The following is a 24,258-nucleotide window of genomic DNA, read 5'->3' as shown; positions in this document are numbered from 1 at the left end:
ATCCAGCATGACGCAACCCACGCCCAACGGGCGAGAGGGCCTGATGGCCGCCGCCCTGGATGCCGCCGCTCGCGGCTGGCACGTCTTCCCGCTCCGGCCCGGGACCAAGCGCCCCGCCCTGCACGGCGAAGCCTCCTGCCCCCGCACCGGAATCTGCGCGAGCGGCCACCGCAAGTGGGAGCAGCGCGCCACTACCGACGCGGACCGTATCCGCGCCACCTGGTCGCACGGCGCGTTCAACGTCGGCATCGCCACCGGCCCTTCTGGGCTGCTGGTCGTCGATCTCGACATGCCCAAGGACAAGGGCACTTCGGACACGCCTTGCGGCGTGACGACCTTCAAGGCGCTCTGCGAGCGCACCGGCCACACCGTCCCGACCACCTGCCGGACACGGACCGCGAGCGGCGGACAGCACCTGTACTTCACCGCGCCGGACGGCGTGCGGCTGGCCAACACGGCAGGCACAATCGCCCCGTTGGTCGACACCCGGGCGTGGGGCGGCTACGTCGTCGCAGCGGGCAGCACCACCCCCGCAGGACCCTACGAAGCCGTAGGCGGCCCTATGGCGGCCTCACTGCCCGGATGGCTGCTGAGCATCCTCCAGCCCGCCCCCAAGCCCGCACGGGCCCCCTCAGTGGCCGTAACGGCACAATCCCGCCGATACGCTGACATCGCGCTCGCCAACGAGATCCGCAACGTCGCCGGGGCTCAAGTCGGGGAGCGCGAGGCCAAGTTGTTCACGGCCGCGCGAGCCCTGGGGCGGTTCATCGCGTGGAGCGACCTTGCCCGATCGACGGTCGAGGATGCTCTTCAGGAGGCGGGCGAGGCGGCCGGACTGCCGACGTCCCAGTGCCGCGCCACCCTGCGCAGCGCACTGAACTGGTCCATCGCCCACAACCAGCGTCGCCGGGATGCGGCATGAGCACCCCGCCCCGCCCCCCTCTGAAGAGCATCACCCACACCCCGACGGGCCCACACCTCGCCGTACAGGCCGCTCCCCGGACGGCCGTGGGCGAACCGAAGGGCGTCGCCGAAGGCGTCCCCATTGCTGTTCGCCCTGACCCGCCACGCGGCGACGGACGCTACCCCGTGGCCTGGCTGCACATCGTCGCCCCACGCGGCGCGGTCCCCACTGCGACGTCACGGTGCCTGTGCGGCCGTGACCGCAGCGCCGTGGGCAAGCCCCGCGTCCTGGCCCTGATCACCGACCACGAAGCCCACCGCGATACCTGCCCGCTCCGCACCCCCCAGGAAGGGAGGGCCGCCGCATGACCGACGCCATCGACGGGGCCGCGCTGCTCAACGAGGTGGAAGCCTTCCACCGCCGCTTCAACGTCTTCCCCACCGAAGCCGCCTACGTCGCGGTCGCCCTGTGGGACGCCCACGCTCACCTGCTCGACTGCTTCGACTCCACCCCGCGTCTCGCCTTCCTGTCCCCGGAACCCGGGTCGGGGAAGTCGCGGGCGCTGGAGATCGTGGAAACCCTCGTGCCCGACCCCATGACGGCCGTCAACGCGTCCGCCGCCGCCCTTTTCCGGTCCGTGTCCAACCCCAACGGACGGCCCACGATCCTGTTCGACGAGATCGACACCGTCTTTGGACCCAAGGCAGGCGACAACGAAGAACTGCGCGGATTCCTCAACGCAGGCCACCGCCGCACCGGGGTCACCTACCGGTGCATCGGAGATGGCGGCAACCAGACCGTGCAGGCCTTCCCCTCCTACGCAGGCGTCGCGGTCGCCGGACTCGGGCACCTGCCGGACACGATCATGACCCGCTCGGTCATCATCCGGATGCGCCGACGGGCCCGCAACGAGCGCATCGAACCCTTCCGCGCCCGCATGCACGAGGCCGAGGGCCACAAGCTCCGTGACCGGCTCGCCGAATGGGCCGAACACGCACGGGGGTTCGTCATGGGTGCCTGGCCCGAGATGCCCGACGGGGTCAGCGACCGCCCGGCCGACGTGTGGGAACCCCTGCTCGCCATCGCCGACGCAGCAGGCGGCGACTGGCCCACCAGGGCACGCGAGGCATGCGTGACGCTGGTAACCGCCTCCCAGGCCAACGACAAGGGCAGCCTGGGCGTACGGCTGCTGACCGACCTGCGCGACCACGTCATGGTCGGCATCGACCGCCTGCCCACCATCGCCATCCTGGACCGGCTCAACGCCCTGGACGACGCCCCATGGGCCGACATGAGCGGCAAGCCGCTCGACAACCGGCGCCTGTCCAAGATGCTCGCGGAGTACATGACGGCCGACAACGAACCCATCGCCTCCCGCAACATCAAGACCGCAGGAAGCGTCCTCAAGGGCTACTACACCGCCGATCTGCACGACGCGTGGGCCCGCTACTGCCCCCCACCCCCCGAAAGTCCGCTACCTCCGCTACCCGGCACCGAAAACCTGGCCTGACCAGCAGTGATGAGGTAGCGGCAAGCGGTCGCGCTTGCCGCTACCTATCCGCTACCGCTACCTCGTCCGCTACCTCCGACAGGGCCCCTGACCTGCGAGGTAGCGGAGGTAGCGGAAGTAGCGGCCCTCAGAAGACCCCCCTCCCCCGAACGCTTCGCCAAGGAGTTGCACCGTGGCCCGCCCCCAGATGCTCAAGCTCCCTGAAGTCCTCGAAGAGATCGACATGAGCCGTGCCGCCTTCTACCGCATGCGTGCACGCGGCCTCGCTCCCAAGCTCCGCAAGCTCCCCAACGGTCAGGTGCGCGTGAGCCGTCGCGACCTGGACGCCTGGTGGGAGAGCTGCGCACAGAACGCCGCATAGTCCCCCTTCAATCAACCGAGGGGCCCACCGCATCCGGTGGGCCCCTCGCCTTTGGGAGCCTCATGCTCACGTACGACGTTGATGTCTGGTCCATCCGCAAGCGTGCTGGCCGCCCGAAGCCTTTCGAGCTGCGGTGGAGAGTTGGTGCCCGGCCGCACTCGAAGAGCTACAAGCTCAAGCCACAGGCGCAAGGCCGCCAGTCTGAATTGCTGGCCGCGCTGCGGGAGCGGGAGCAGTTCGACGAGGACACCGGCCTGCCCGCGCGGGAGTTGGCCGCCCTCTCCTCCCCAACCTGGTACGAGCACGCGACCGCATACGCGCTCATGAAGTGGCCCCGCGCTGCGGCGAAGCATCGCGCCGGCATCGCCGAAGCGCTCGCGGTCGTCACGCCGACACTCGTCACCACGACTCGCGGGGCGCCGGACGCCAAGATTTTGCGAGCAGCCCTGTACCAGTGGGCTTTCCGCGCCGTTCCGGGCCCCGACGGGAAGTTGACCTCCCGCCACAACGTGGAGGAGCCGTCAGCAGAAATCCGAGCGGCCCTGTCCTGGATCTCCGACCATTCGATGAAGGTCAAGGCGCTGGAGGACCCCGCGCTACTCCGTCCGGCCCTTGAAGCCCTCTCGCGCCGGATGGACGGCAAGAAGGCGGCAGAGAACACCGCCCGCAGAAAGCGGATGGTCCTGAGCAACTTCCTTCGCTACACCGTCGAGGAGAAGGGACTCCTGTCTGCCAACCCGCTCCCTCGCGTCGACTGGACACCGCCCGAGACCGATGACGAGATCGATTTCCGGTACGTCCCCGGCCCTGCGCTGGCGCGCTCGTTCCTCACGGCCGTACGGAGTTCCGGGCCGCGCGGCCGTCACCTGGAAGCATTTTTCGGCTGCCTGTACTACGCCGCGATGCGCCCCGCTGAAATCGCTTCGTTGAAGCGTGCGGACTGCACGTTGCCCCCAGACACCGAGGAATCACGGGAGCACTGGGGGGAGCTGCTGCTCGGGGAGAGCCGCCCGGAAGTAGGCGGGGGCTGGACTGATGACGGGGCTTCCTACGAGGCGCGCAGCTTGAAGCGCAGGGCTCGGGGTGCCACGCGCTCAGTGCCGATTCCGCCCGTGCTCGTGCGGTTGCTCAGGGATCACCTTGCCGAGCACGGGACTGCAACGGACGGACGGCTGTTCCGTGCAGCCAACGGCGGCCGGGTCCGCTCCACCGAGTACTGCGACCTCTGGGAGGCCGCTCGCGCGGGCGTTCTGTCGGAGGAGGACGCAGCAACGCCCCTCGCGAAGGTGCCGTACTCGCTCCGCCACGCTGGCGTGTCCCTGTGGATCAAGTCGGGCGTAGACCCCGTGGAAGTCGCGGCGCGAGCAGGGCACAGCATCGCCGTGCTCTACCGCTTCTACGCCAAGATCCTCAAGGGGAATCAGGGGCGCTCGAATCAGCTCATCGCCCAGGGGCTGGCGGACGACGACTAGCGGCATTCCTGGCCCACAGATGGCCCATACGTACTGGTCAAAGGTGGGATACGGGCGAGACAGGGTGAGACAGGATCAACGCAGAAGGGGTGCCTCTCACTGAGAGGCACCCCTTCTGACCTGCAATCCGTCTGACCTGCAAGCGGTGGGTGTGGGATTTGAACCCACGGTGACTCTCGCCACGACGGTTTTCAAGACCGTTCCCTTAGGCCGCTCGGGCAACCCACCCCGCACCGCCGTTCAGGGCGGTGCGGGGACAAGAGTAGCGGGTCAGCTCTCGCCCTTGCGCTGGCCCAGGACCACGTCGACCTTGTGCTCCTTGCCGTCGCGCTTGTACGTGATCTCGACGGTGTCGCCCGGCTTGTGGGTCCAGATCTGGCCGATCAGGGTCGGGCCGCTGTCGATCACCGTGTCGTCCAGCTTCGTGATGACGTCGCCGGGCTTGAGGCCCGCCTTGTCCGCCGGACCGTTCGGGGTGACCGCCTGCGAACCGCTGGCGCCTTCCTGGGAGATCGTGGCGCCGCCCGCGTTCTCCTCCAGGGCGACCGAGGCGCCGATCACGGGGTAGACGGCCTGGCCGTTCTTGATCAGCTGCTGGGCGACGTACTTGGCCTGGTTGACCGGGATCGCGAAGCCCAGGCCGATGGAGCCTGACTGGCCGCCTCCGCCGAGGCCGCCGCCGCTCTCCGCGGGCTTGATCGCGGAGTTGATGCCGATGACCGCACCGCCCGCGTCGAGCAGCGGGCCGCCGGAGTTGCCGGGGTTGATGGACGCGTCGGTCTGCAGGGCGCTCATGTACGAGCTCTTGCTGCTCGCGCCGTCGCTGGAAGTCACCGGGCGGTCCTTGGCGCTGACGATGCCGGTGGTGACCGTGTTCGAAAGGCCGAAGGGGGCGCCGATGGCGATCGTCGAGTCGCCGACGGCCACCTTGTCGGAGTTGCCGAGGGGGAGCGGCTTCAGGTTCGAGGGCGGGTTCTTGAGCTTGAGGACCGCGACGTCATAGCCCTCGGCGCGGCCGACCACCTCGGCGTCGTACTTCTTGCCGTCCGAGAACGTCGCCGCGAGCTTTCCACCGTCGGCCGCGGACGCCACGACGTGGTTGTTCGTGAGGATGTGGCCCTGAGTGTCGTAGACGAAGCCGGTGCCCGTGCCGCCCTCGCCGTTGCCCCCCTGGGCCTCGATGGTGACGACGCTGGGCAGCGCCTTGTTCGCGATGCCGGCGACCGTGCCGGGTTCGCGCTTGAGGTCGGCCGGGGTGTCCGACGCGGACACCGTGGTCGAGCCCGTGCTGTTGTCGTTCCGGTCGGCCGCCCAGAAGCCGATGCCGCCGCCGACACCGCCCGCGACCAGCGCGGCCACGAGCACCGCGGCGATCAGACCACCGCGACGGCCCGCGGGCTTGGGCCCCTCCGGGTGCTGCGCCGCGTACGAAGCGCCCCATCCGGAGCCGGAGCCTCCACCTTGGGCGTACGAGGGAACGGCGGGCGGCGGCGGAGGCGGCCAGGCGCCGGCACCGGTACCGGTACCAGCACCGGAGGCGTGCGGGGCGGCGTGCTGGGGCGCGCCCGCGGCGGCTCCGGCGTGCGTGGGAGCCTCGTGCGCCGCCGGTTCCGGGGCGGACGCCGCGGAGGTCGGCGCCGCGGGATCGGGGGCGACGGAGGGGCGTGCGGGGTCGGCGGCAGGGGTCGCAGGGGCGGCGGAAGCAGCGGGAGATTCCACCGGCACAGGAGGCGCTGACGGGGCCGGGGGTACCTCGTTGCCCTCGTTCTCGGTGCTCACAGCTCTTCTCCTCGGTCCACGCTGTCGTTCTCGGTCACGGCCTGGCTGTGCCCAACTGTGCATGTGTCTGCAGTCAGCTTTTCCCATGGGCTGTCAGGGCACCATAAGCCGAGCCTGTGGATCCGGCCTTGTGTGCGACACCTTGGGCAAGCCTTCGAGTACCCCGTGATGGCACCATGACGCGGTGACCCTCGCACGACAGCAACAGATCCAGGTCGTCGCCCACCGCGGAGCCTCCGAAGACGCCCCCGAGCACACGCTGGCCGCGTACAAGAAGGCTGTCGAGGACGGTGCCGACGCTCTCGAATGCGACGTACGCCTCACCGCGGACGGGCACCTCGTCTGTGTCCACGACCGTCGCGTGAACCGGACGTCGAACGGCCGGGGAGCCGTGTCGGCCCTGGAGCTCGCGGATCTCGCCACCCTCGACTTCGGCTCCTGGAAGAACAACCACGGTGAGGCCGACGAAGGCCCCGACTGGGAGGACACCTCCGTCCTCACCCTGGAGCGGCTCCTCGAGCTCGTGGCCGAGAGCAACGCTTCGGGGCGCAACGTCCAGCTGGCCATCGAGACCAAGCACCCCACCCGCTGGGCGGGCCAGGTCGAGGAAAGGCTGCTTCTTCTACTGAAGCGCTTCGGTTTGGATTCCCCACCCGCCGATGGCCCCTCTCCCGTACGCGTCATGAGCTTCTCGGCGCGCTCCCTGCACCGCGTGCGGGCCGCGTCCCCCACCCTGCCGACGGTCTATCTGATGCAGTTCGTCTCGCCGCGCCACCGCGACGGCCGCCTTCCCGAGGGCGTTCGGATCGCCGGCCCCGGCATGCGGATCATCCGCAACCACCCCGCCTACGTGGCCAAACTCAAACGCGCGGGTCACCAGGTGCACGTGTGGACCGTGAACGAACCCGAGGACGTGGAGCTCTGCGCCGAACTCGGCGTCGACGCCATCATCACGAATCGCCCCAAGCAGGTGCTGTCCCAGTTGGGCCGCCGCTAACCGCGATCCCGTCAGTTACAGGGTGTGCACCGGCGCGTTCGGTCCGTATTCGATCGTTACGAGTGCGTCACCGCACAAGGAGTGGCCGGTTTCCGGTCCAGTCCATTGGGGCATTCACACCGTGGCGTGGGGCGAAGGAGGTCTCGGGGGTGGCGTTGGTGGTGGCACGGGAGGTGCCCGCGTCGTCGAGCATGGCCGTACCCCATGGCCCGGCGGGCGTGGGGGAAGCAAGGCACCGGATGCGCGATCAACTGCGCGGGAACGGGGTGCCGGAATCGGTCGTCGACGATGCCGTACTGATCCTTTCGGAATTGCTCAGCAATGCCTGTCGGCACGGCAGGCCGCTGGGCGAGGGAATGGTGGGCGACGGTGATGTCCGGGCCGCTTGGCGCGTGGACGCGACAGGCAGGCTGACGGTCGAGGTGACGGACGGCGGTGGGCCGACCCGCCCCGTTCCGGCCACGCCATCGGTCACCGCGCACGGCGGGCGCGGGCTCAACATCATCACGTCCCTCGCCGAGACGTGGGGCGTGCGCGACGACACCCACGGCGAGGTCACGGTGTGGGTCGTCGTACATGCCGGGCACTGTCACGAGGACTTCGCTACGCGCGTCGCGGCGCCCGCGGGCTCCGCGATACCGGACCTCGCGTACGCGGACCCCTTCGACGACCGCGAGCGATAGCTGCGAGCGGCGACGGCGAGCGGTGACTCCGACCGATGGCTTCGGCCGTACTCCGGCCGACTCCGGCTGAATCCCGACGCCCTCCGGGTGAGCGGCTAGGCTCGCGCCCGTACGCCCAAGACGTACGAAGAGCCACGCTGTAAAGCCGCATCCGGGAGACACCCAAGATGGCCAAGAAGCGCCCTCAGACCAAGGGCAAGCAGCCGCAGCTGACGGACGGGCAGGTCCCTGTCGTCGGTGCCCGCGAACCCTGCCCCTGCGGTTCGGGCCGCCGTTACAAGGCCTGTCACGGCCGGGCCGCCGCGCACGCGGTGACCGAGCTGGTGCAGCGCCCCTTCGAAGGCCTGCCCGGCGAGGGCGACTGGGTGGCTCTGCGCGAGCTCGTCCCGGCGGCGACCGTCGAACTGCCCCTCAAGGACGGGCTGCCGGACGGCGTGCCCTCCGTCATGCTGGCGACGGTCCTGCCGATGGCCTGGCCCGCGCTGCGCCGCGACGACGGCTCGGTGCTGCTCGGCCTGCAGAACGACACCGCGTCCGGCGACATCAGCCGCGACCTCGCCGACACCCTCCAGCGCGCCCTGACCGCCGAGCCCGGCTCCCCGGTCCAGGCCCGCCGCGCCCCCGCCGACGGGCCGCGCCTTCAGGATCTCCTCGACCCCGACGGCACATTCGAGCCGATCGTGCACGCGGGCTTCGAGTTCTGGGTTCCGGACTCGGAGAACGCCTCCACGGAGGTCTCCGCGTCCCTGGAGCGGGCGAACGCCGCCGCCATTCCGACCGTGAAGCTCTCCGGCGTGGACTCCGCGTACTGGTGCGAGACCCCGGAGAAGAACCACCTGCGCTGGGTCATGCCGCACCCCGAGGAGCAGCTCCTCGACGCGCTCGCCCGGCTGCACGCGGCCGGTACGTCGAGCCTCGGCGATGGCACCCGTCTGGTCGGATCCTTCCGGGCGCACGGTCTGACGGTCCCGGTGTGGGACCTGCCGACCGGCATGGGCGCCGAGGACATCGAGAAGCCCGCCGCGGAGTTCGCCGAGCGGCTCGCGAAGGCGCTGGGCAGCGACGCCCCGCTCACGCCGGAGGAGCGCCGGGCGCGCGGCGGTCTCACCAACCGCCAGGTGACGCTGAGCTGACCCACCAGTCAGTCGGAAGGGAGTGGGTGACTCCTGTCACAACTCCCGCCCGCCACAGGTAAATCCCTGTCCGGATATCCGAGATCGAATTTGCCCAGAGCAGATCTCTTGTTACCGTTCAGGTAGCCCGGTTGCTGGTGCATCCCCCGTCGCCAGCAACCGGGCCCTTTCATGTCCGGCCCGCTGTCCGGCCCGACCTGCTGACTCAACTGGCCTTCGGCCGAGCGGAGTTGCTCCCGGAGCGCAGGAGCAACGGCCCGCCACTCCCGTCCGCGAACTCCACCACCGCCGAATATTCCTCGGCATTTCCCGCCGTACGCTCCCGAGGCGTCTCGCACGCCCCCGGCTCGTCCGCGGCTCCGACCGCGCAATGCATCTGAACGGTGCGTCCGCCCGGCGCCATAACGGTCAGTACGGCGCTCAGCTCATCACCGGTGGTGTTGCGGTAGTACGTGCGTCCCCAGGTGTCGTGCCCCTGGGTCAGGACGCACGTCTGGGCTTCGATGCCCTTTGGGGAGGTGAGTTCGGGGCCGCACTGTGCGGTGCTGTCGAGGCCGAGGCCCGTGAGGAGCGACGACCTGTCCGTGGACCGGCCGCCCGAAGACGCGCCCTCCGTAGACGCGCCTTCCCTGGACGCCCCCTCCGTAGAGGACCGTTTCGAAGTCGGCTTCTCCGTGGAGGGCTGTTTCGCGTCGGGATCCGGCGCCGCCCCCGGTGTCGCGTCCGCCGGCCGCTCCGCCGGCCTGGCTTCGGCGTCAACGTCGCCCACAGGCCCCGCGGAGGCGCCGGCGAGCGGCAGGAGAACCGTAATGGCCACGACGCCCATGAGCGCGATCAGGCGGGGGTTCATGGGGCCTGACACTAACGACGTTTGACGGGCGCCCGGCTCGCCGCGCGCCCATTTCCCCTACAACTCGGGCGCGCTCACACCCGTACGAGTGAGCGCGTCCACCACCGCGTCCACCACGGCCTCGACATCGGGCACCCACGGCGCCGCCGAGCCGGGCAGCGGAGCCCGCTCCCAGCGCACCGGCCCCTGGCCCGTCTCGGAGGGCGGCAGCGCGAGATATCCGCCCTCTCCGTGGAAGCGCAGCGAGCCCGGTACGTAGTCCTTGGCGTACAGCAGGTCGCCCAACTGCTCCATGGAGTACGGCGCGACGAGCAGGAAGAGGCGGGCGGGGGTCGCGACGACCGGGCCGAGCCTGATGCCCATCTCGTCGAGCGCGGCCAGGGCGCGCGCTCCCGCGATCGCGGGCAGGCTGACGGCGCACGGGGCGCTGTTGCCGGTGGCCAGCACGATGGGCGCGTCCGGGCGGTTCGTCCACCACCAGCGCACCATGCGCTCGTCGGTCGTCGCGGTCAGCAGACCGGGGTCGAGGGGGTGGGCTCCTGGCACCGTGCAGTCGGGGTCGGGGCAGGCGCAGCGGGTGCCGTCTCGCCGGTCGAGTCCGACACCTGGCACCACGGGCCATTTCCATGCCGTGGCAAAGGTCAGGGCCGCGCCGATCAGACCAGGACTCTGGTCAGACTTCCTGCCGGTGAGCCTGGACAGGAGCCTGCGTCGCCTTCCGAGGATCTCGCGCATGAGCGCTCGTTCCTTTCCGTTTACACGCCGAGGAACACGGCGGGCCACATCACACCATGTGTGGATCACTTCGCTGTGCGTAGAACTGGCGCATCACACCCCAGCCTGCGGCATGGGGAACCCCTAAGGGCCGAGCGTTAGCGTGGCGTGGGGTGGCGGTGCCTGGCGTTTGCTGTCCCGCGTACTTCTTCGCCGCCTCCCCCACGGGAGGATGGGGCACGGTCGTCGTGAGTTAAGACGCCCGGGTCCGTCGCCAGGTTCCGGGCGGATCTCAACTGCCCCTGGTCATCACCGAGTACGTACCCATCACGGCCGCTGTGACGCGCCTCCCGTGCCTGAGGGCCTGGGAGTGCCCCTTGTTGAACAATCCCAGTCGATCGCAATAGGCCGTCGCCTCAGGCACTTTTGAGCCAAGTTACCAAGATCGCGATACGTCACAGAATTCCCACGGACACCAGGAATCCCAGCTGGACAATGCTGGACATCCCCTAACCAGTGCGTGTAGATGTGGAGAACATTGCTAGCGGCGCAGAATGACATGGGGGTTTGCGATGCTATTGAGCAATACGCACCGGCCGGAAAGCCGTCAGCCATGAACGCTCCGCACCTTCCGAAAGTGGCCGGAATCGATTCAACTGTTCCGCCACCAGCCCACACTGTCGCGCCCGCCCCACAGGCCCAAGGCGCACCGACCCTCATGATCCAGGACCGGCTCGCGGGCTGGATCTCCGATCTCACCACCTTGCAGGAGCTCACCGAACGCCTGGCCCGCACGGCCACCCTCGACGAAGCGCTGCACGAACTGCTGCGCGCCGGAGCCGCCCTCGTCGGCGCGCGCCGGGGCCTGCTCGTCCTGGAGCCCGCCGACGGGCTCGGCCCCGACACCACCATCGGCCTCGGCCTCGCCCGCGCCGACCTCGGCCACATCGAGACGGTCCCCCGCGCCTCGACCGCCTTCGGGCGGCTCCTCGACGCACCGCCCACACCCCCGGGCGCCGAGACCGAGATCGTCAACGCCGATCTGCTCGCCGACAGCAGCCTCGACCCCCGTCACCGCGAAGTGGCCGCCCGGCTCGGCTACGCCGCGAGCTACGCGCTGCCCCTGTCCACCGAGACGGCGGGCCGGATCGGCGCCGCCGTCTGGCTGTACGACGAGCCCGCGGAGCCCGGCGAGCGCCGGCGCCACCTCGTCGGGCTCTACACACGCCAGGCCGCCGAACACCTGGCGCGGCTGATCGAACTGGACCGCGCCCGCACCACGGAGGCCACCTTGCGCGAAGAGCTGCTGCCCTCGCGCCTGCCGCGGGTCACCGGGGTGCAGCTCGCCGCGCGGCACCGCACCTCAGCGCTCGGAGGTGGCGACTGGTTCGACGCGCTGCCGCTGCCGGACGCCGCGCTCGGCCTCGCGGTCGGGTCCGTCACCGGGTCCGGGCCGAGCGCCGTCGCCGCGATGGGGCGCCTGCGGGCCTCCTTGCGGGCGTACGCCGTGATGGAGGGCGAGGACCCCGTCGCCGTACTGTCCGATCTGGAGCTGCTCCTTCGGCTCACCGAGCCCGCGCGGTCCGCGACGGCCCTCTTCGCCTACTGCGAACCGGCGCTGCGCAAGATCGTCCTCGCGGGTGCGGGGCACAGTCCGCCCCTGGTGATCGGCGAGCGGCGCACGGAGTTCGTGGAGACCTCGCTCTCGGCACCGCTGGGGATGCTCGCCTGCTGGGAGGCGCCGAGCGTGGAGTTCCAGCCGGAGCCGGGAGAAACGGTGCTTCTCTATACGGACGGCCTGCTGCACCGCACCGGGGACGCCATGGACCGCGCCTTCGCACGGCTGCACGCGGCGGCGGCGAGCGTGCCGAAGTCGGTGCGCGACGACCCGGACGCACTCGTCGATCACGTCCTGCGGACGGTGCTGCCCGACGGGCTCGACGCGGTCGACAGCGACGAGGACGTGGTGCTCCTTGCGGCCCGTTTCGAGTGACCACCCGCAATTTCGAGTGACCCCCGCAATACGGCATGTAATGGGCCTTCCGGCTCTGGGCCCCCTTCCGTACGCCCGTACGATGGAGGGGGCCCAGTGTCGTACATAGGAGGCAGATCGTGTCGGAGGAGCTCAATCCGGAGAACCCGGAGACCCCGGAAGACCTGGAGATCGAGTCCGAGGAAGAGCCGATCAAGCAGCGCAAGAACGGCCTGTACCCGGGAGTCTCCGACGAGCTCGCCGAGAACATGAAGTCCGGCTGGGCCGACACCGAGCTGCACGACCTGCAGCCGATCGCCCAGGCCGAGCACACCGCCGCCCGCCGCGCCGCGCTCTCCGCGCGCTTCCCGGGCGAGCGCCTCGTGATCCCCGCGGGCAATCTCAGGACCCGCTCGAACGACACGGAGTACGCCTTCCGCTCCTCCGTCGAGTACGCGTACCTGACCGGCAACCAGACCGAGGACGGCGTCCTCGTCCTTGAGCCGACGGACTTCGCGGACGGCACGAGCGGCCACGAGGCCACCATCTACCTGCTGCCGCGCTCCAACCGCGAGAACGGCGAGTTCTGGCTGGACGGCCAGGGCGAGCTGTGGGTCGGCCGCAGGCACTCCCTGACCGAGGCCGAGACGCTGTACGGCATCCCGGCGTCCGACGTGCGCGAGCTGCCCGAACAGCTGCGCGAGGCGACCGGCTCCGTCCGCGTCGTCCGTGGCTACGACGCCGGCATCGAGGCCGCGCTGACCGACAAGGTCACGGCCGAGCGGGACGAGGAACTGCGCGTCTTCCTGTCCGAGGCCCGTCTGGTCAAGGACGAGTTCGAGGTCGGCGAGCTGCAGAAGGCGTGCGACTCGACGGCCCGCGGCTTCGAGGACGTCGTGCGCGTCCTGGACAAGGCCGAGGCGACCAGCGAGCGCTACATCGAGGGCACGTTCTTCCTGCGCGCCCGCGTCGACGGCAACGACATCGGCTACGGCTCGATCTGCGCCGCGGGCCCGCACGCCACGACGCTGCACTGGGTGCGCAACGACGGCGCCGTGCGCGCCGGGGAGCTGCTGCTGCTCGACGCCGGTGTGGAGACGCACACGTACTACACCGCCGACGTGACGCGGACGCTGCCGATCAACGGCCGCTTCGACGCGCTGCAGCGGAAGATCTACGACGCGGTGTACGAGGCTCAGGAGGCCGGCATCGCGGCGGTGCGGCCCGGCGCCAAGTACCGCGACTTCCACGAGGCCGCGCAGCGCGTGCTCGCCGAGAAGCTCGTGGAGTGGGGCCTCGTCGAGGGCCCGGTCGAGCGCGTCCTGGAACTCGGTCTCCAGCGCCGCTGGACCCTGCACGGCACCGGTCACATGCTCGGCATGGACGTCCACGACTGCGCGGCCGCGCGCCGTGAGACGTACGCCGACGGTGTCCTGGAGCCCGGCATGTGCCTGACCGTCGAGCCCGGTCTGTACTTCCAGGCGGACGACCTGACGGTGCCGGAGGAGTACCGCGGGATCGGCGTGCGGATCGAGGACGACATCCTCGTGACGGCCGACGGCAACAAGAACCTGTCGGCCGCGCTGCCGCGGCGGGCGGACGACGTCGAGGCGTGGATGGCCGAGCTCAAGGGCTGAGCGTCCTGCTGAACCGGGCCTCTTCTTTAAGAAGGGGCCCGGTTCTGCGTTTCCGGGCGGGGGCCCGACGCTCATGCCTGGCGCTCGTCCTCGCCCGCCACCTTGGCGGTGCTCAGGGCGATGCGGTTCCAGGTGTTGATGGTGAAGATCAGGGCCAGGACGTGGCCGAGCTCCGTTTCGTCGAAGTGCGCCGCCGCGCGGGCGTAGACGTCGTCCGGGACGCCGCCCCGGTGGACGAGCGTGACGGCCTCGGTGAGGTCGAGGGCCGCCTGCTCCTTCTCCGTGAAGAAGTTCCTGGCCTCGCGCCAGACACCGACCATGTGCAGCCGCGCCTCGTCCTCGCCCGCCTTGCGCGCGTCGGAGGTGTGCATGTGCAGGCAGTACGCGCAGCCGTTGAGCAGCGAGGCGCGGATCTGGATCAGCTCGACCAGGGCCGGGTCGAGTTCGTCGCGGGCCGCGGCGTCGAGTCCGATCACGGCCTTGAAGGCCTTGGGGGCGGCCTTGGCGAAGTTGAGGCGGGGAGCGGGCGCGAGGGTCTGTGCGGCAGGCTGAGCGGCGGTCTGTGCGGCGGGCCGAGCGACGGTCTGCGTGGCGTTCTCGTTGTTCGTCATGACCATGAATCTACGGGCTGGATAGACCTCGGATAGGGTGCATTTCCATGGTGGAATCTTGGGTCAATCTGGCCGAGCGCATCGGGAGTGACCTGCACCTGGAGCTCTCCGGGACGGGGGGCCGCCGTGCCGTCCTCATCCGCGCTCTGCGGGACGCCGTACGCGAGGGACGGCTCGCTCCGGGGACGCGGCTTCCGCCGTACCGCTCCCTCGCCGCAGACCTCGGCATCGCCCGCAACACCGTCGCGGACGCCTACGCCGAGCTGGTCGCCGAGGGCTGGCTGACCGCGCGGCAGGGCTCCGGCACCCGGGTGGCCGACCGGGCGGCGCCTCCCACCCGCACCCGCGTCCCCAAGCGGGCACCCACCCGGCCCGCGAAGCCCGCCCCGCCCGCGTACGACCTGCGCCAGGGCCAGCCGGACGCCGCATCCTTCCCGCGCACCGCCTGGCTCGCCGCGGCCCGGCGCGCCCTCAACTCCGCGCCGAACGAGGCCTTCGGGCCGGGTGACCCGCAGGGGCGCGTCGAGCTGCGCCGGGCGCTCGCCGGTTACCTGGCACGCGCGCGTGGGGTGCGTGCCGATCCGGAGCGGATCGTGGTGTGCTCCGGGTTCGCGCACGCCCTGCGGCTGCTGTTCGGTACCGGCGGAGGCGGGATGCTGCGGGGCCCTCTGGCCGTGGAGTCGTACGGCCTCGGCTTCCACCGGTCGATCCTCGCGACCGCGGGCGTACGGACGGTCCCGCTCGGCCTCGACGAAAAGGGCGCCCGGATCGAGGAGTTGACCGGGAGTCAGCGCATCCGGGGTGTACTGCTCACGCCCGCACACCAGTTCCCGACCGGCGGCCCCCTGCACCCGACACGGCGCGCGGCGGCGATCGACTGGGCACGCACCAGCGGCGGCCTCGTACTGGAGGACGACTACGACGGCGAGTTCCGCTACGACCGGGAGCCGGTGGGCGCCGTACAGGGTCTGGATTCCGAACGGGTCATCTACATGGGCTCGGTCAGCAAGAGCCTCTCTCCGGGAGTGCGTCTGGGGTGGCTTGTTCTGCCCGAACACCTCATCGACGGGGTGCTCGCGGCGAAGGGCGAACGAGAGGCGTGGGCGAGCGTCATCGACCAGCTCACGCTGGCCGATCTGATCGAGTCGGGCCACTACGACCGGCACATCCGCCGTATGCGTCAGCGCTACCGCAACCGCCGCGACCAGCTCGTCGCCGCCCTCGCCACGCATGCCCCGCACATCAGCCCGACCGGAGTCGCCGCGGGCCTGCACGCCGTCCTGCGGCTGCCGCCCGGCACCGAACAGTCCACGGCGAAGGCGGCCGCCTGGCAGGGCCTCGCACTGGAGGGCCTCGCGGAGTTCCGCCACCCGCAAGCCACGATGCCCGCGCCCGACGGCCTGGTCGTCGGCTACTCCACGCCGCCGGAGCACGCCTACGGGGCGGCGCTCGAGGCTTTGTGCCGGGCGCTGCCGCCCGACTGAGCCTCAGGGCTTCAGACGGCTTCAGGGGGCTTTCAGGGGGCCCACAGCGGGTTCAGGCCGTCACGAGCGGCGTGTCCTCGCGCCACTTGAGGATCTTGTCGAAGCTGATCACCGCGCCGCCCCTGCCACCCGGCCGCTGTCCGTAGTGCACATGATCGGCGAGCTCCTGGATGAGAAACAGTCCCCGCCCATGCTCGGCGGAGTCGGAAGCGTGCGTCGCGACAGGGACGAACCCCGGACCTGAATCGGCCACTTCGATGCGGCACTTCTCGCCGTCCAGGTACGCCGTCACCCGATAGGCCCCGGCCGCCCCCTCGGGGGGCACCGCCGCGCCGCCGTGCTCCACCGCGTTGGCACAGGCCTCGCTGAGAGCCACCGACAGGTCGTACGAGACGTCAGGATCCACCCCCGCGGTCTCCATCGTGCCGATCAGCAACCGGCGGGCCAGCGGGACGCTCGCAGCTTCGCGCCGCAAATGGAGAGACCACCACATGCTCATGCTCCAGCCTCCTGGCCGCGGCTCGACATACCGATACGTATTGCCGTAAGCGCCCGTGTATAAGCGCCTAGTTGACGTGATGCCGCCCATACGGCGGACGCGCGAACGGCTCTCGACGGTGTAGACATGCCGCTCACAAGCCACTTTCAAGCGTCCCGAAAGGCACCCATTCGGTGCCGATGGTCCCGAACGGCACTCAACGGCACCCATCAGCACCCATCGGCATCCATCGGCACCCATGGGAGCTTGCGGACCTGCCGTATGCGGCGGGTAAGCCCAGTGCAATGATGTTCCGGCCATGACTGCCCCCCACCAGCGCGAAGCGCGCGCCGGAGTCGACCTCCGGCTGCTGAGAGCCGCGGTGTTCGCCGTGCTCTGCGTCGTGCTGTCCGCCGGGGGCCATGTGCTCGCTTCCTGCGCCGCCGTCCCGCTGTGGACGCTGGGCGTCGGATTCCTCGCCGTGTTCGCCGTCGCGGCTCCGCTCGCCGGCCGTGAGCGATCGCTGCCGGGCATCGCCGCCGCGCTCGCTGCGGGGCAGGTCGGCCTGCATGCGCTCTTCGGAGTCGGCCAGCACGGCAGCACCGCGGTGGCGTCCGCCGAGCCCTCCCTGGTGGAGCGGGCCGCGCGCCTGGTGTGCGGGGCCGGCGCCGCCAACCTCAGTCCTGCCCAGGCCCACCGGATCCTGACGACGGCGGGCGTGGAGCCGGGCGGCGGGGCCGCGAGCCACGCCACGCACCACAGCGCCCCGGCCGCGGCGGCGGACACGGCGATGGACTCCATGTCGCTCCTCCCGTCGCTTCCGATGCTCCTGGGGCACGTACTCGCCGCCGTCGCCGCCGGTTGGCTGCTGCGCCACGGCGACATCGCGCTGCTCCGGCTCGCGCGGCTCTCGGCACACGGGGCTTATGGAGTCGCCGAGGCGGCGCTCGTCCGTTCCCTGCGCGGGGCGCTCGCTCTCGTACGCGCCCTGCTCGCCGGACTTCCCGGGGCGCCCGGCCCGGATCTCCGGACACCCCGGACAGCGTTCTTCGGACCGCCGAAGCCGCACACCACCGCGCTCCAGCACACGGTGATCAGGCGGGGCCCGCCGGCCACCGCCGCACTCGCACTCGCTGCCTGACGCGACGCACTCCTACCGCAGCACTACGGAGAGGTGCCTCACGGCCGGCGGCGTCCACGCGCGCGTGCCCGCTCGGTTCGCCGCCGCGCGCACTCTCCCCTGATCACCGCTGCCGACGTGCTCGGCACCGCTGATCACCACCGCTGAAAGTGGAGTGTTCTAGCCATGTCTGTTCTGTCTGCGCTGTCCACCGTGAAGGCCTCCCGCGTCTCCGTCGTCGGTGGCGTCGCCGCCTCCGCTGTCCTGCTCCTCTCCGTCCCCGCCTTCGCGCACGTCAGCGTCACGGCCGAGGGCGAGGCCGCCAAGGGCGGCTACGCCACGGTCAACTTCAAGGTGCCGAACGAGATGGACGACGCCTCGACCAACAAGCTCGAGATCTCCTTCCCCGAGGACCACCCGCTCGCCTCCGTCATGACGCAGCCCGTCCCCGGCTGGACCGCCAAGGTCACCAAGACGAAGCTCGACAAGCCGCTGGAGATGCACGGCGAGAAGATCGACGAGGCCGTCTCCAAGGTCACCTGGACCGCCGACGGCAAGGGTGTCCAGCCGGGCACCTTCCAGAAGTTCCCGCTCTCCATCGGCGCGCTGCCCGAGGATGCCGACGAGCTCGTCTTCAAGGCCGTCCAGACGTACGACAACAAGGAAGTCGTCCGCTGGATCGAGCCGCAGCAGAAGGGCCAGGAGGAGCCGGAGCACCCGGCGCCCGCCCTCGCCCTGACCGCCGCGTCCGACGGCCACGGCGGCGCCGCCTCGCACGACGACAAGGCCGAGGCCAAGGACGACAAGAGCGAGTCCGCCGCGTCCTCCGACAGCAGCGACTCCACCGCCCGCGTCCTCGGCATCGTCGGCATCGTCGTAGGCGCCGCGGGCGTGGCGTTCGGCGTGCTCGCCGGACGTCGGCGCGCCAACAGCTGAGCCACCCTTCGGGCCGCACCGGGGGCGTTTCGCCTGCCCCCGGTGCGCCCGGGCCCCCTCACATCTGGGACATTTTCGTATGCGCAAGAAGAAGCTGCTCGCCGCCGCCATGCTGGCCGCGGCCACCCTCACCCTGTCCGCCTGCGGCGGCGGTGACGACGGCAAGAAGCCCGTCGCGGACGTCTCCGTCGAGTCCAACGGCGACAAGGCCGCGACCATCCTCGACAAGCCCTTCGAGAAGCCGGACCTCGTCCTCACGGACACGCACGGGAAGAAGTACGACCTGCGCAAGGAGACCAAGGGCAAGCCGACCCTTGTCTACTTCGGCTACACCAACTGCCCGGACGTCTGCCCCCTGACGATGAGCAACATCGCCGTCGCCAAGAAGCAGCTGCCCAAGGCCGAACAGGACAAGCTCCAGGTCGTCTTCGTCACCACGGACCCCAAGCGCGACACACCCGAGGCCCTCGGCAAGTGGCTCAAGGCCCAGGACACCGACTTCATCGGTCTGACCGGTGACTTCGACACCATCCAGGGCAGCGCCCGCACCCTCGGCATCAGCATCGAGCCCTCCAAGAAGGAGAAGGGCAAGATCGTCTCGATGCACGGCACGCAGGTCATCGCGTTCTCGCCGAAGACCGACGCCGGGTACGTCCTGTACGGCGAGGACACCACCGTGGACGACTACACCAAGGACCTCCCCAAGCTCGTCAAGGGAGCGACCCCGTGAACCGCCGCACTCTCGTCACCGGAGCCATGGCGCTGACGGCGGGGCTCGCCCTCGCGGGCTGCTCGGACGCGTCCGCCGACAAGGACGGCGGCGCGGCATCGGACAAGCCCGAGCTCAAGGTCGCCGGCGCCTTCATGCCCGAGCCCGCCATGGACACCATGGCCTCCGGGTTCTTCACCGTCACGAACAAGGGCGGCGCCGACAAGCTCACCTCGGTGACCAGTTCCCTCGCCAAGAAGGTCACGTTGCACAGCACCAAGGGCAACGCGATGAAGGAGCAGAAGTCGTTCGACGTACCCGCGAACGGCGAGCTCGACTTCGCGCGGGGCGCCAACCACCTCATGTTCGAGGAGCTCAAGCACAAGCCGAAGCAGGGCGACAAGGTCGCGGTGACGCTGCACTTCGAGAAGTCGGACCCCATCGACGTTGAGGTTCCGGTGAAGGCCGCCACGTACAACCCCAAGCCCGGCAAGCACGCGTCGCACTGAGGGACTGATCGCTGATGCAGACCATCGCTCCCCGCTGTGGAGCTCGCTCCGGGGCCGCCGCCCGCTTCGGGATAACCCCCGGCGTCGGACGGCTCCTGCTCGTCGTCGCCGTCTTCCTCGGCGCCCTGCTGGCCACGGCGGCCCCCGCCTCCGCCCATGCCGCGCTGACGGGCAGCGACCCCAAGCAGGGGGCGGTGGTCGACACGGCGCCCGCCCGCGTCTCACTGACCTTCTCCGAGAAGGTCGCCATGTCCGACGGTTCCGTACGGGTGCTCGACCCGGCCGGCAAGCGCGTCGACACCGGCAAGACCAGTGACCTCGGGGCCAACACGTACGGCGTGAAGCTGCACAAGGGGCTGCCCGACGGCACCTTCACCGTCGCCTACCAAGTCGTCTCCGCCGACAGCCATCCCATCTCCGGGGCCTTCACCTTCTCCGTGGGCGCGCCATCCGACACGAAGGTCGCGCTGCCGGACCAGGAAGTGGGCGGCGGATTCGTCGGCGGGCTCTACGGCTTCGCGCGCTACCTCTCGTACGCCGGATTCATCCTCGTCGTCGGCGGGGCGGCCTTCGTGCTCGGCTGCTGGCCGCGTGGCGCCGGCGTGCGCCCCGTGCAGCGCCTCGTGGTGTCCGGCTGGGTCACGCTCACCGCGTCCACCCTCGTGATGCTGCTGCTCCGCGCGCCCTACACCGGGTCGGGGAAGATCGCCGACGCCTTCGACATGGCCAAGCTCGGCGACGTGCTCCAGACGAAGACGGGAGCCGCGCTGGTCTCACGGCTGCTGCTCCTCGCCGCCGCCGCGCTCTTCATCGCGGTCCTCTTCGGTGCGTACGAAAAGCGAACCGACCCCAAGGAGCGCAGGGACCTCACGTTCGGGCTCGCGATCGGCGGAGGCGTCGTCGCCGTCGGGCTCGGCGCGACCTGGGCCATGGCCGAGCACGCCTCGACCGGTATCCAGGCCGGGATCGCGATGCCCGTGGACGTCGTGCACCTGCTCGCCGTCGCCGCCTGGCTCGGCGGGCTCGCGGCGCTCGTCGTCGCGCTCTACTTCGCGCCGTCGGTGGAGGCAGGGGCGGTGCGGCGCTTCTCGCGCGTGGCGTTCAGCAGCGTCGTCGCCCTGGCCGCAACAGGGCTCTACCAGTCGTGGCGGCAGGTCGGCTCGTGGTCGGCCCTCACCGGTACGTGGTACGGCCAGCTGCTCCTCATCAAGGTCGGCCTGGTGGTCGTCCTCGTCGGCGTCGCCTGGATCTCCCGGCGCTGGACGGCGCGGATCGCGGGCCAGGCGGGCGACATGGCGCCGGAGGCCGCGGCGGCGGCCGTCGTCGAGCAGCGTGCGGAGAAGCACGCGGAAAAGCACGCGGCGGCCAAGCGTGTGGAGAAGAAGCCGGTGACGGTGGCCGCCGGGGGCGCGGGAGAGGACTCCAAGCGCTCCGCCCAACTCGCCCGCCAGCAGGCCGCCATGACCACCGCCCGCGAGAAGCGGATCCGCGACGCCGACCCGAACCGGTCCGGCCTGCGGCGCTCCGTGCTCGCCGAGGCGGGCGTCGCCGTCGTCCTGCTCGCCGTCACCACGGTCCTCACCTCCACCGAGCCCGGACGCACGGAGGAGGAAGCCGCGGCTTCGAAGACGGCAGCCGCCGCACAGCGGTCAGGTCCGCTCACCCTCAAGATCCCCTTCGACACGGGCTCCGACGACGGCAAGGGCACCGTGCAGCTCGACCTGGACCCGGGCCGCACCGGCAGCAACGAGATGCACATCTTCGTGAAGCGCCCGAACGGCAGCGCCTTCGACATCCCCGAGGTGAAGGTCTCCTTCACCCTCAAGTCGAAGGACCTCGGCCCGCTGCCCGTCGCCCCCGACCGCATCGCCACCGGACACTGGAGCTCGAGCGGGGTGCAGATTCCGATGGCGGGCAAGTGGAAGATCGCGGTGACCGTGCGGACCTCCGACATCGACCAAGTGACCGTGAACAAGAACGCGCAGATCGGCTGAACGGAACCACCATGGCGGACAACGGGATTTCGAGACGGCGGCTGCTCGGCACCGCCGGCGCCACCGGTCTCGCGCTCGGCGCGGCGGGCGGTGCGGCCGGGTACGCCGCGGCTCCCTCGGACACCCCCGAGAAGGCGGCGTCGCTGGCGTCCCTTGGCGCGGACACGGTCATGTTTCACGGGAAACATCAGCCGGGCATCACCACGCCCGTCCAGTCCCGCGGCCATCTGATCGCCTTCGACCTGTCGGCGGGCGCGGGCCGCAAGGAGGCGGCGGCTCTGCTGCGCCGCTGGTCGGCGACGGCCGAGCGGCTGATGGCGGGCAAGGCCGCGGCGGGGGAGGACACGGATGTCGCCCGCGACGCGGGCCCGTCGTCCCTGACCGTCACCTTCGGGTTCGGCCACAGCTTCTTCGGGCGCACCGGCCTGGAGAAGCAGCGCCCGTCGGCGCTCGACCCGCTGCCGGACTTCTCCTCCGACCACCTCGACAAGGCGCGCAGCGACGGCGACCTGTGGGTGCAGATCGGGGCGAACGACCCGCTCGTCGCCTTCCACGCGCTGCGCGCGCTCCAGAAGGAGGCGGGGGACGCGGCTCGGGTGCGCTGGCAGATGAACGGCTTCCACCGCTCGCCGGGCGCGACCGCGCACCCCATGACGACCCGCAACCTGATGGGTCAGATCGACGGCACGAACAACCCGAAGCCGTCGGAGGACGACTTCGACCGGCGGATCTTCATGCCCGCCACGGGGGACCCGTCGTGGATGGCAGGCGGCTCGTATGTCGTCGTACGCCGCATCCGGATGCTCCTGGACGACTGGGAGAAGCTCGGCCTCAAGGACCAGGAGGCGGTCATCGGGCGCCACAAGTCGGACGGCTCACCGCTGACCGGCGGCTCGGAGACCACCGAGCCGAAGCTGGAGAAGGCGGGCGCGGACGGCAAGTACGTCATCGCCCTCAACGCCCACGCCCGCATCACCCGGCCCGACCAGAACGGCGGCTCCGCGATGCTGCGCCGCCCGTTCTCGTACCACGACGGCTTCGACAAGGGCGGGGAGCCGGACGCGGGCCTGCTCTTCGTGTGCTGGCAGGCCGACCCCCTGCGCGGCTTCGTGCCGGTGCAGCGCAAGCTCGACCGCGGGGACGCGCTGTCGGAGTTCATCCGGCACGAGGCGAGCGGGCTCTTCGCGGTGCCGGGCGGGGCCGCGAAGGGTGAGTACGTGGGGCAGCGGTTGCTGGAGGGGTAGGGCTGGGTCTCGTTCTCGTACGTACGTGGGGCAGGTGCCGCTTAGTGAGACGCGGGAGCCGTGCCGTGGACAGGCCATTAGGGTGACGGTATGTCGGCGATGCGCTACACCTATCTCGGCCCCGAGGGCACCTTCACCGAGGCCGCCCTCCGCACGCTCCCGGAAGCGGCCACCAGGGAGCTCGTCCCGATGGTGTCCGTGCCGGCCGCGCTGGACGCGGTCCGGTCCGGCGACGCGGCGGCCGCGCTGGTGCCGATCGAGAACTCCGTCGAGGGCGGCGTCACGACCACCGTCGATGAACTCGCCAAGGGCGAGCCCCTGATGATCTACCGCGAGGTCGTCCTGCCGATCGCCTTCGCGCTGCTCGTACGGCCCGGTACGCAGCTCAAGGACATCAAGACGGTGACCGGCCACCCGGTGGCCCAGCCCCAGGTCCGCAACTGGCTCGCCGCGAACCTGCCGGACGCCCTGTGGGAATCGGCGGCCTCGAACGCGGACGGCGCGCGCCTGGTCCAGGAGGGACGCTTCGACGCGGCCTTCGCGGGCGAGTTCGCGGCGGCGACGTACGGCCTTGAGCCGCTGGTCAGCGAGATCCACGACGCGGCGACCGCCGAGACCCGCTTCGTCCTGGTCGGCCGCCCGGCCCGGCCCGCGGCGCCGACCGGCGCGGACAAGACCTCGGTGGTCATCTGGCTCGGCGACGACCACCCCGGCGCCCTGCTCGAACTGCTCCAGGAGTTCGCCGTGCGCGGGGTCAACCTGATGCGGATCGAATCGCGGCCCACCGGCCAGCGCATCGGCAACTACTGCTTCTCCGTGGACGCCGAGGGCCACATCACGGACCGCCGCGTGGGCGAGGCCCTGATGGGCCTCAAACGGATCTGCCCCCAGGTGCGTTTCCTCGGGTCGTACCCGCGGGCGGGGGTGGCGCCCGGTGACGTCCGGCCGCTGCGGCCCGGGACGACCGATGGCGAGTTCCTTGCGGCGTCGGACTGGCTGACCCAGTGCCAGGACGGCCGGTTCTGAGCAAGCCGCCCGGTGAGCCGATCAGCGTGCCGACTGGTCGGGCGAGCGGTCTTACCTGCTGATTTACGTTGTCCACAAAGTTATCCACAGGGCCCGTTCTCGACCTGGGGACAAGTCGACAACGAAGCACGACAT

At 70.5% G+C, this 24,258-nt stretch carries 23 protein-coding genes and 1 tRNA gene; 18 read left to right on the top strand and 6 right to left on the bottom strand.

From position 1 onward, the window contains the following. Positions 1-7 precede the first annotated feature (7 nt). The 5 genes from ACWGI2_RS27310 to ACWGI2_RS27290 all read left to right on the top strand — a co-directional run bounded on the left by ACWGI2_RS27310 (position 8) and on the right by ACWGI2_RS27290 (position 4,247). Positions 8-922 carry a bifunctional DNA primase/polymerase gene (locus ACWGI2_RS27310; protein ID WP_453698150.1) on the top strand — a complete coding sequence of 305 codons (915 nt, stop codon included), beginning with the start codon at positions 8-10 and terminating at the stop codon, positions 920-922. Next, positions 919-1,272 carry a hypothetical protein gene (locus tag ACWGI2_RS27305; RefSeq protein WP_453698149.1) on the top strand — a complete coding sequence of 118 codons (354 nt, stop codon included), beginning with the start codon at positions 919-921 and terminating at the stop codon, positions 1,270-1,272. The genes ACWGI2_RS27310 and ACWGI2_RS27305 overlap by 4 nt, the downstream gene beginning before the upstream one ends. Beyond that, positions 1,269-2,414, top strand: a complete 1,146-nt coding sequence (locus ACWGI2_RS27300) for a DUF3631 domain-containing protein (RefSeq protein WP_453698148.1) — start codon at positions 1,269-1,271, stop codon at positions 2,412-2,414. The genes ACWGI2_RS27305 and ACWGI2_RS27300 overlap by 4 nt, the downstream gene beginning before the upstream one ends. Before the next feature lie 172 nt (positions 2,415-2,586). Next, entirely contained in the window at positions 2,587-2,775 is a 189-nt protein-coding gene (locus tag ACWGI2_RS27295; RefSeq protein ID WP_453698146.1) for a helix-turn-helix transcriptional regulator, read from the top strand. 62 nt (positions 2,776-2,837) lie between these two features. Continuing rightward, a complete protein-coding gene (locus ACWGI2_RS27290; RefSeq protein WP_453698145.1) occupies positions 2,838-4,247 on the top strand; it encodes a tyrosine-type recombinase/integrase in 1,410 nt (469 codons plus the stop codon). 143 nt (positions 4,248-4,390) lie between these two features. Here ACWGI2_RS27290 and ACWGI2_RS27285 read toward each other — a convergent pair. Beyond that, positions 4,391-4,475: transfer RNA gene (locus tag ACWGI2_RS27285), tRNA-Ser, on the bottom strand. Between the two features lie 42 nt (positions 4,476-4,517). Next, positions 4,518-6,026: a S1C family serine protease gene (locus ACWGI2_RS27280; RefSeq protein ID WP_453698143.1), complete on the bottom strand. Its 1,509-nt coding sequence runs from the start codon at positions 6,024-6,026 to the stop codon at positions 4,518-4,520. 184 nt (positions 6,027-6,210) lie between these two features. Between ACWGI2_RS27280 and ACWGI2_RS27275 the strand changes: the two genes are divergently transcribed. From ACWGI2_RS27275 to ACWGI2_RS27265, 3 genes are all read left to right on the top strand, one after another. Next, complete coding sequence (locus tag ACWGI2_RS27275) at positions 6,211-7,023, top strand: glycerophosphodiester phosphodiesterase (protein ID WP_453396667.1); 813 nt, start codon at positions 6,211-6,213, stop codon at positions 7,021-7,023. A gap of 62 nt (positions 7,024-7,085) precedes the next feature. Continuing rightward, positions 7,086-7,706 carry an ATP-binding protein gene (locus ACWGI2_RS27270; protein WP_453396668.1) on the top strand — a complete coding sequence of 207 codons (621 nt, stop codon included), beginning with the start codon at positions 7,086-7,088 and terminating at the stop codon, positions 7,704-7,706. Between the two features lie 167 nt (positions 7,707-7,873). Further along, positions 7,874-8,839: a DUF5926 family protein gene (locus tag ACWGI2_RS27265; RefSeq protein WP_453698141.1), complete on the top strand. Its 966-nt coding sequence runs from the start codon at positions 7,874-7,876 to the stop codon at positions 8,837-8,839. A 205-nt stretch (positions 8,840-9,044) separates the two neighbouring features. Here ACWGI2_RS27265 and ACWGI2_RS27260 read toward each other — a convergent pair whose 3' ends face one another. After that, positions 9,045-9,689: a hypothetical protein gene (locus tag ACWGI2_RS27260; protein WP_453698140.1), complete on the bottom strand. Its 645-nt coding sequence runs from the start codon at positions 9,687-9,689 to the stop codon at positions 9,045-9,047. A 57-nt stretch (positions 9,690-9,746) separates the two neighbouring features. Beyond that, positions 9,747-10,424 carry a bifunctional DNA primase/polymerase gene (locus tag ACWGI2_RS27255; RefSeq protein WP_453698138.1) on the bottom strand — a complete coding sequence of 226 codons (678 nt, stop codon included), beginning with the start codon at positions 10,422-10,424 and terminating at the stop codon, positions 9,747-9,749. A 538-nt stretch (positions 10,425-10,962) separates the two neighbouring features. Between ACWGI2_RS27255 and ACWGI2_RS27250 the strand changes: the two genes are divergently transcribed. Both ACWGI2_RS27250 and ACWGI2_RS27245 read left to right on the top strand, forming a co-directional pair. Beyond that, on the top strand, positions 10,963-12,396 hold the full coding sequence (locus tag ACWGI2_RS27250; RefSeq protein WP_453698136.1) for a PP2C family protein-serine/threonine phosphatase: 1,434 nt from the start codon (positions 10,963-10,965) through the stop codon (positions 12,394-12,396). Between the two features lie 119 nt (positions 12,397-12,515). Next, entirely contained in the window at positions 12,516-14,012 is a 1,497-nt protein-coding gene (locus ACWGI2_RS27245) for an aminopeptidase P family protein (RefSeq protein ID WP_453698135.1), read from the top strand. 71 nt (positions 14,013-14,083) lie between these two features. On the opposite strand, the gene ACWGI2_RS27240 is transcribed toward ACWGI2_RS27245, so the two are convergent. Continuing rightward, a complete protein-coding gene (locus ACWGI2_RS27240) occupies positions 14,084-14,629 on the bottom strand; it encodes a carboxymuconolactone decarboxylase family protein (RefSeq protein WP_453698134.1) in 546 nt (181 codons plus the stop codon). Positions 14,630-14,670: 41 nt separating this feature from the next. On the opposite strand from ACWGI2_RS27240, the gene pdxR reads away from it, so the two are divergent. Then, complete coding sequence (gene pdxR / locus ACWGI2_RS27235; RefSeq protein WP_453698133.1) at positions 14,671-16,107, top strand: MocR-like pyridoxine biosynthesis transcription factor PdxR; 1,437 nt, start codon at positions 14,671-14,673, stop codon at positions 16,105-16,107. A gap of 52 nt (positions 16,108-16,159) precedes the next feature. Here pdxR and ACWGI2_RS27230 read toward each other — a convergent pair whose 3' ends face one another. Next, a complete protein-coding gene (locus ACWGI2_RS27230) occupies positions 16,160-16,606 on the bottom strand; it encodes an ATP-binding protein (protein ID WP_160506038.1) in 447 nt (148 codons plus the stop codon). Positions 16,607-16,904: 298 nt separating this feature from the next. Between ACWGI2_RS27230 and ACWGI2_RS27225 the strand changes: the two genes are divergently transcribed. The 7 genes from ACWGI2_RS27225 to pheA all read left to right on the top strand — a co-directional run bounded on the left by ACWGI2_RS27225 (position 16,905) and on the right by pheA (position 24,123). Then, entirely contained in the window at positions 16,905-17,726 is an 822-nt protein-coding gene (locus ACWGI2_RS27225) for a hypothetical protein (protein ID WP_453396676.1), read from the top strand. 192 nt (positions 17,727-17,918) lie between these two features. Beyond that, the gene (locus ACWGI2_RS27220; RefSeq protein WP_453397126.1) at positions 17,919-18,641 is read left to right on the top strand and encodes a YcnI family copper-binding membrane protein; all 723 of its coding nucleotides are present in this window, start codon (positions 17,919-17,921) and stop codon (positions 18,639-18,641) included. Between the two features lie 79 nt (positions 18,642-18,720). After that, positions 18,721-19,371, top strand: a complete 651-nt coding sequence (locus tag ACWGI2_RS27215; protein ID WP_453396677.1) for an SCO family protein — start codon at positions 18,721-18,723, stop codon at positions 19,369-19,371. After that, positions 19,368-19,859, top strand: a complete 492-nt coding sequence (locus ACWGI2_RS27210; RefSeq protein WP_453396678.1) for a copper chaperone PCu(A)C — start codon at positions 19,368-19,370, stop codon at positions 19,857-19,859. The genes ACWGI2_RS27215 and ACWGI2_RS27210 overlap by 4 nt, the downstream gene beginning before the upstream one ends. 14 nt (positions 19,860-19,873) lie before the next feature. Then, on the top strand, positions 19,874-21,853 hold the full coding sequence (locus tag ACWGI2_RS27205) for a copper resistance CopC/CopD family protein (protein WP_453698132.1): 1,980 nt from the start codon (positions 19,874-19,876) through the stop codon (positions 21,851-21,853). Positions 21,854-21,864: 11 nt separating this feature from the next. After that, entirely contained in the window at positions 21,865-23,097 is a 1,233-nt protein-coding gene (gene efeB, locus ACWGI2_RS27200) for an iron uptake transporter deferrochelatase/peroxidase subunit (RefSeq protein ID WP_453698130.1), read from the top strand. Between the two features lie 90 nt (positions 23,098-23,187). After that, positions 23,188-24,123: a prephenate dehydratase gene (gene pheA, locus ACWGI2_RS27195; RefSeq protein ID WP_453396681.1), complete on the top strand. Its 936-nt coding sequence runs from the start codon at positions 23,188-23,190 to the stop codon at positions 24,121-24,123. Positions 24,124-24,258 lie beyond the last annotated feature (135 nt).

The organism is Streptomyces sp. NPDC054866, from assembly GCF_053610745.1.
Note: the sequence above shows the minus strand (reverse complement) of the source record. Positions and strands in the feature narration are given on the sequence as shown.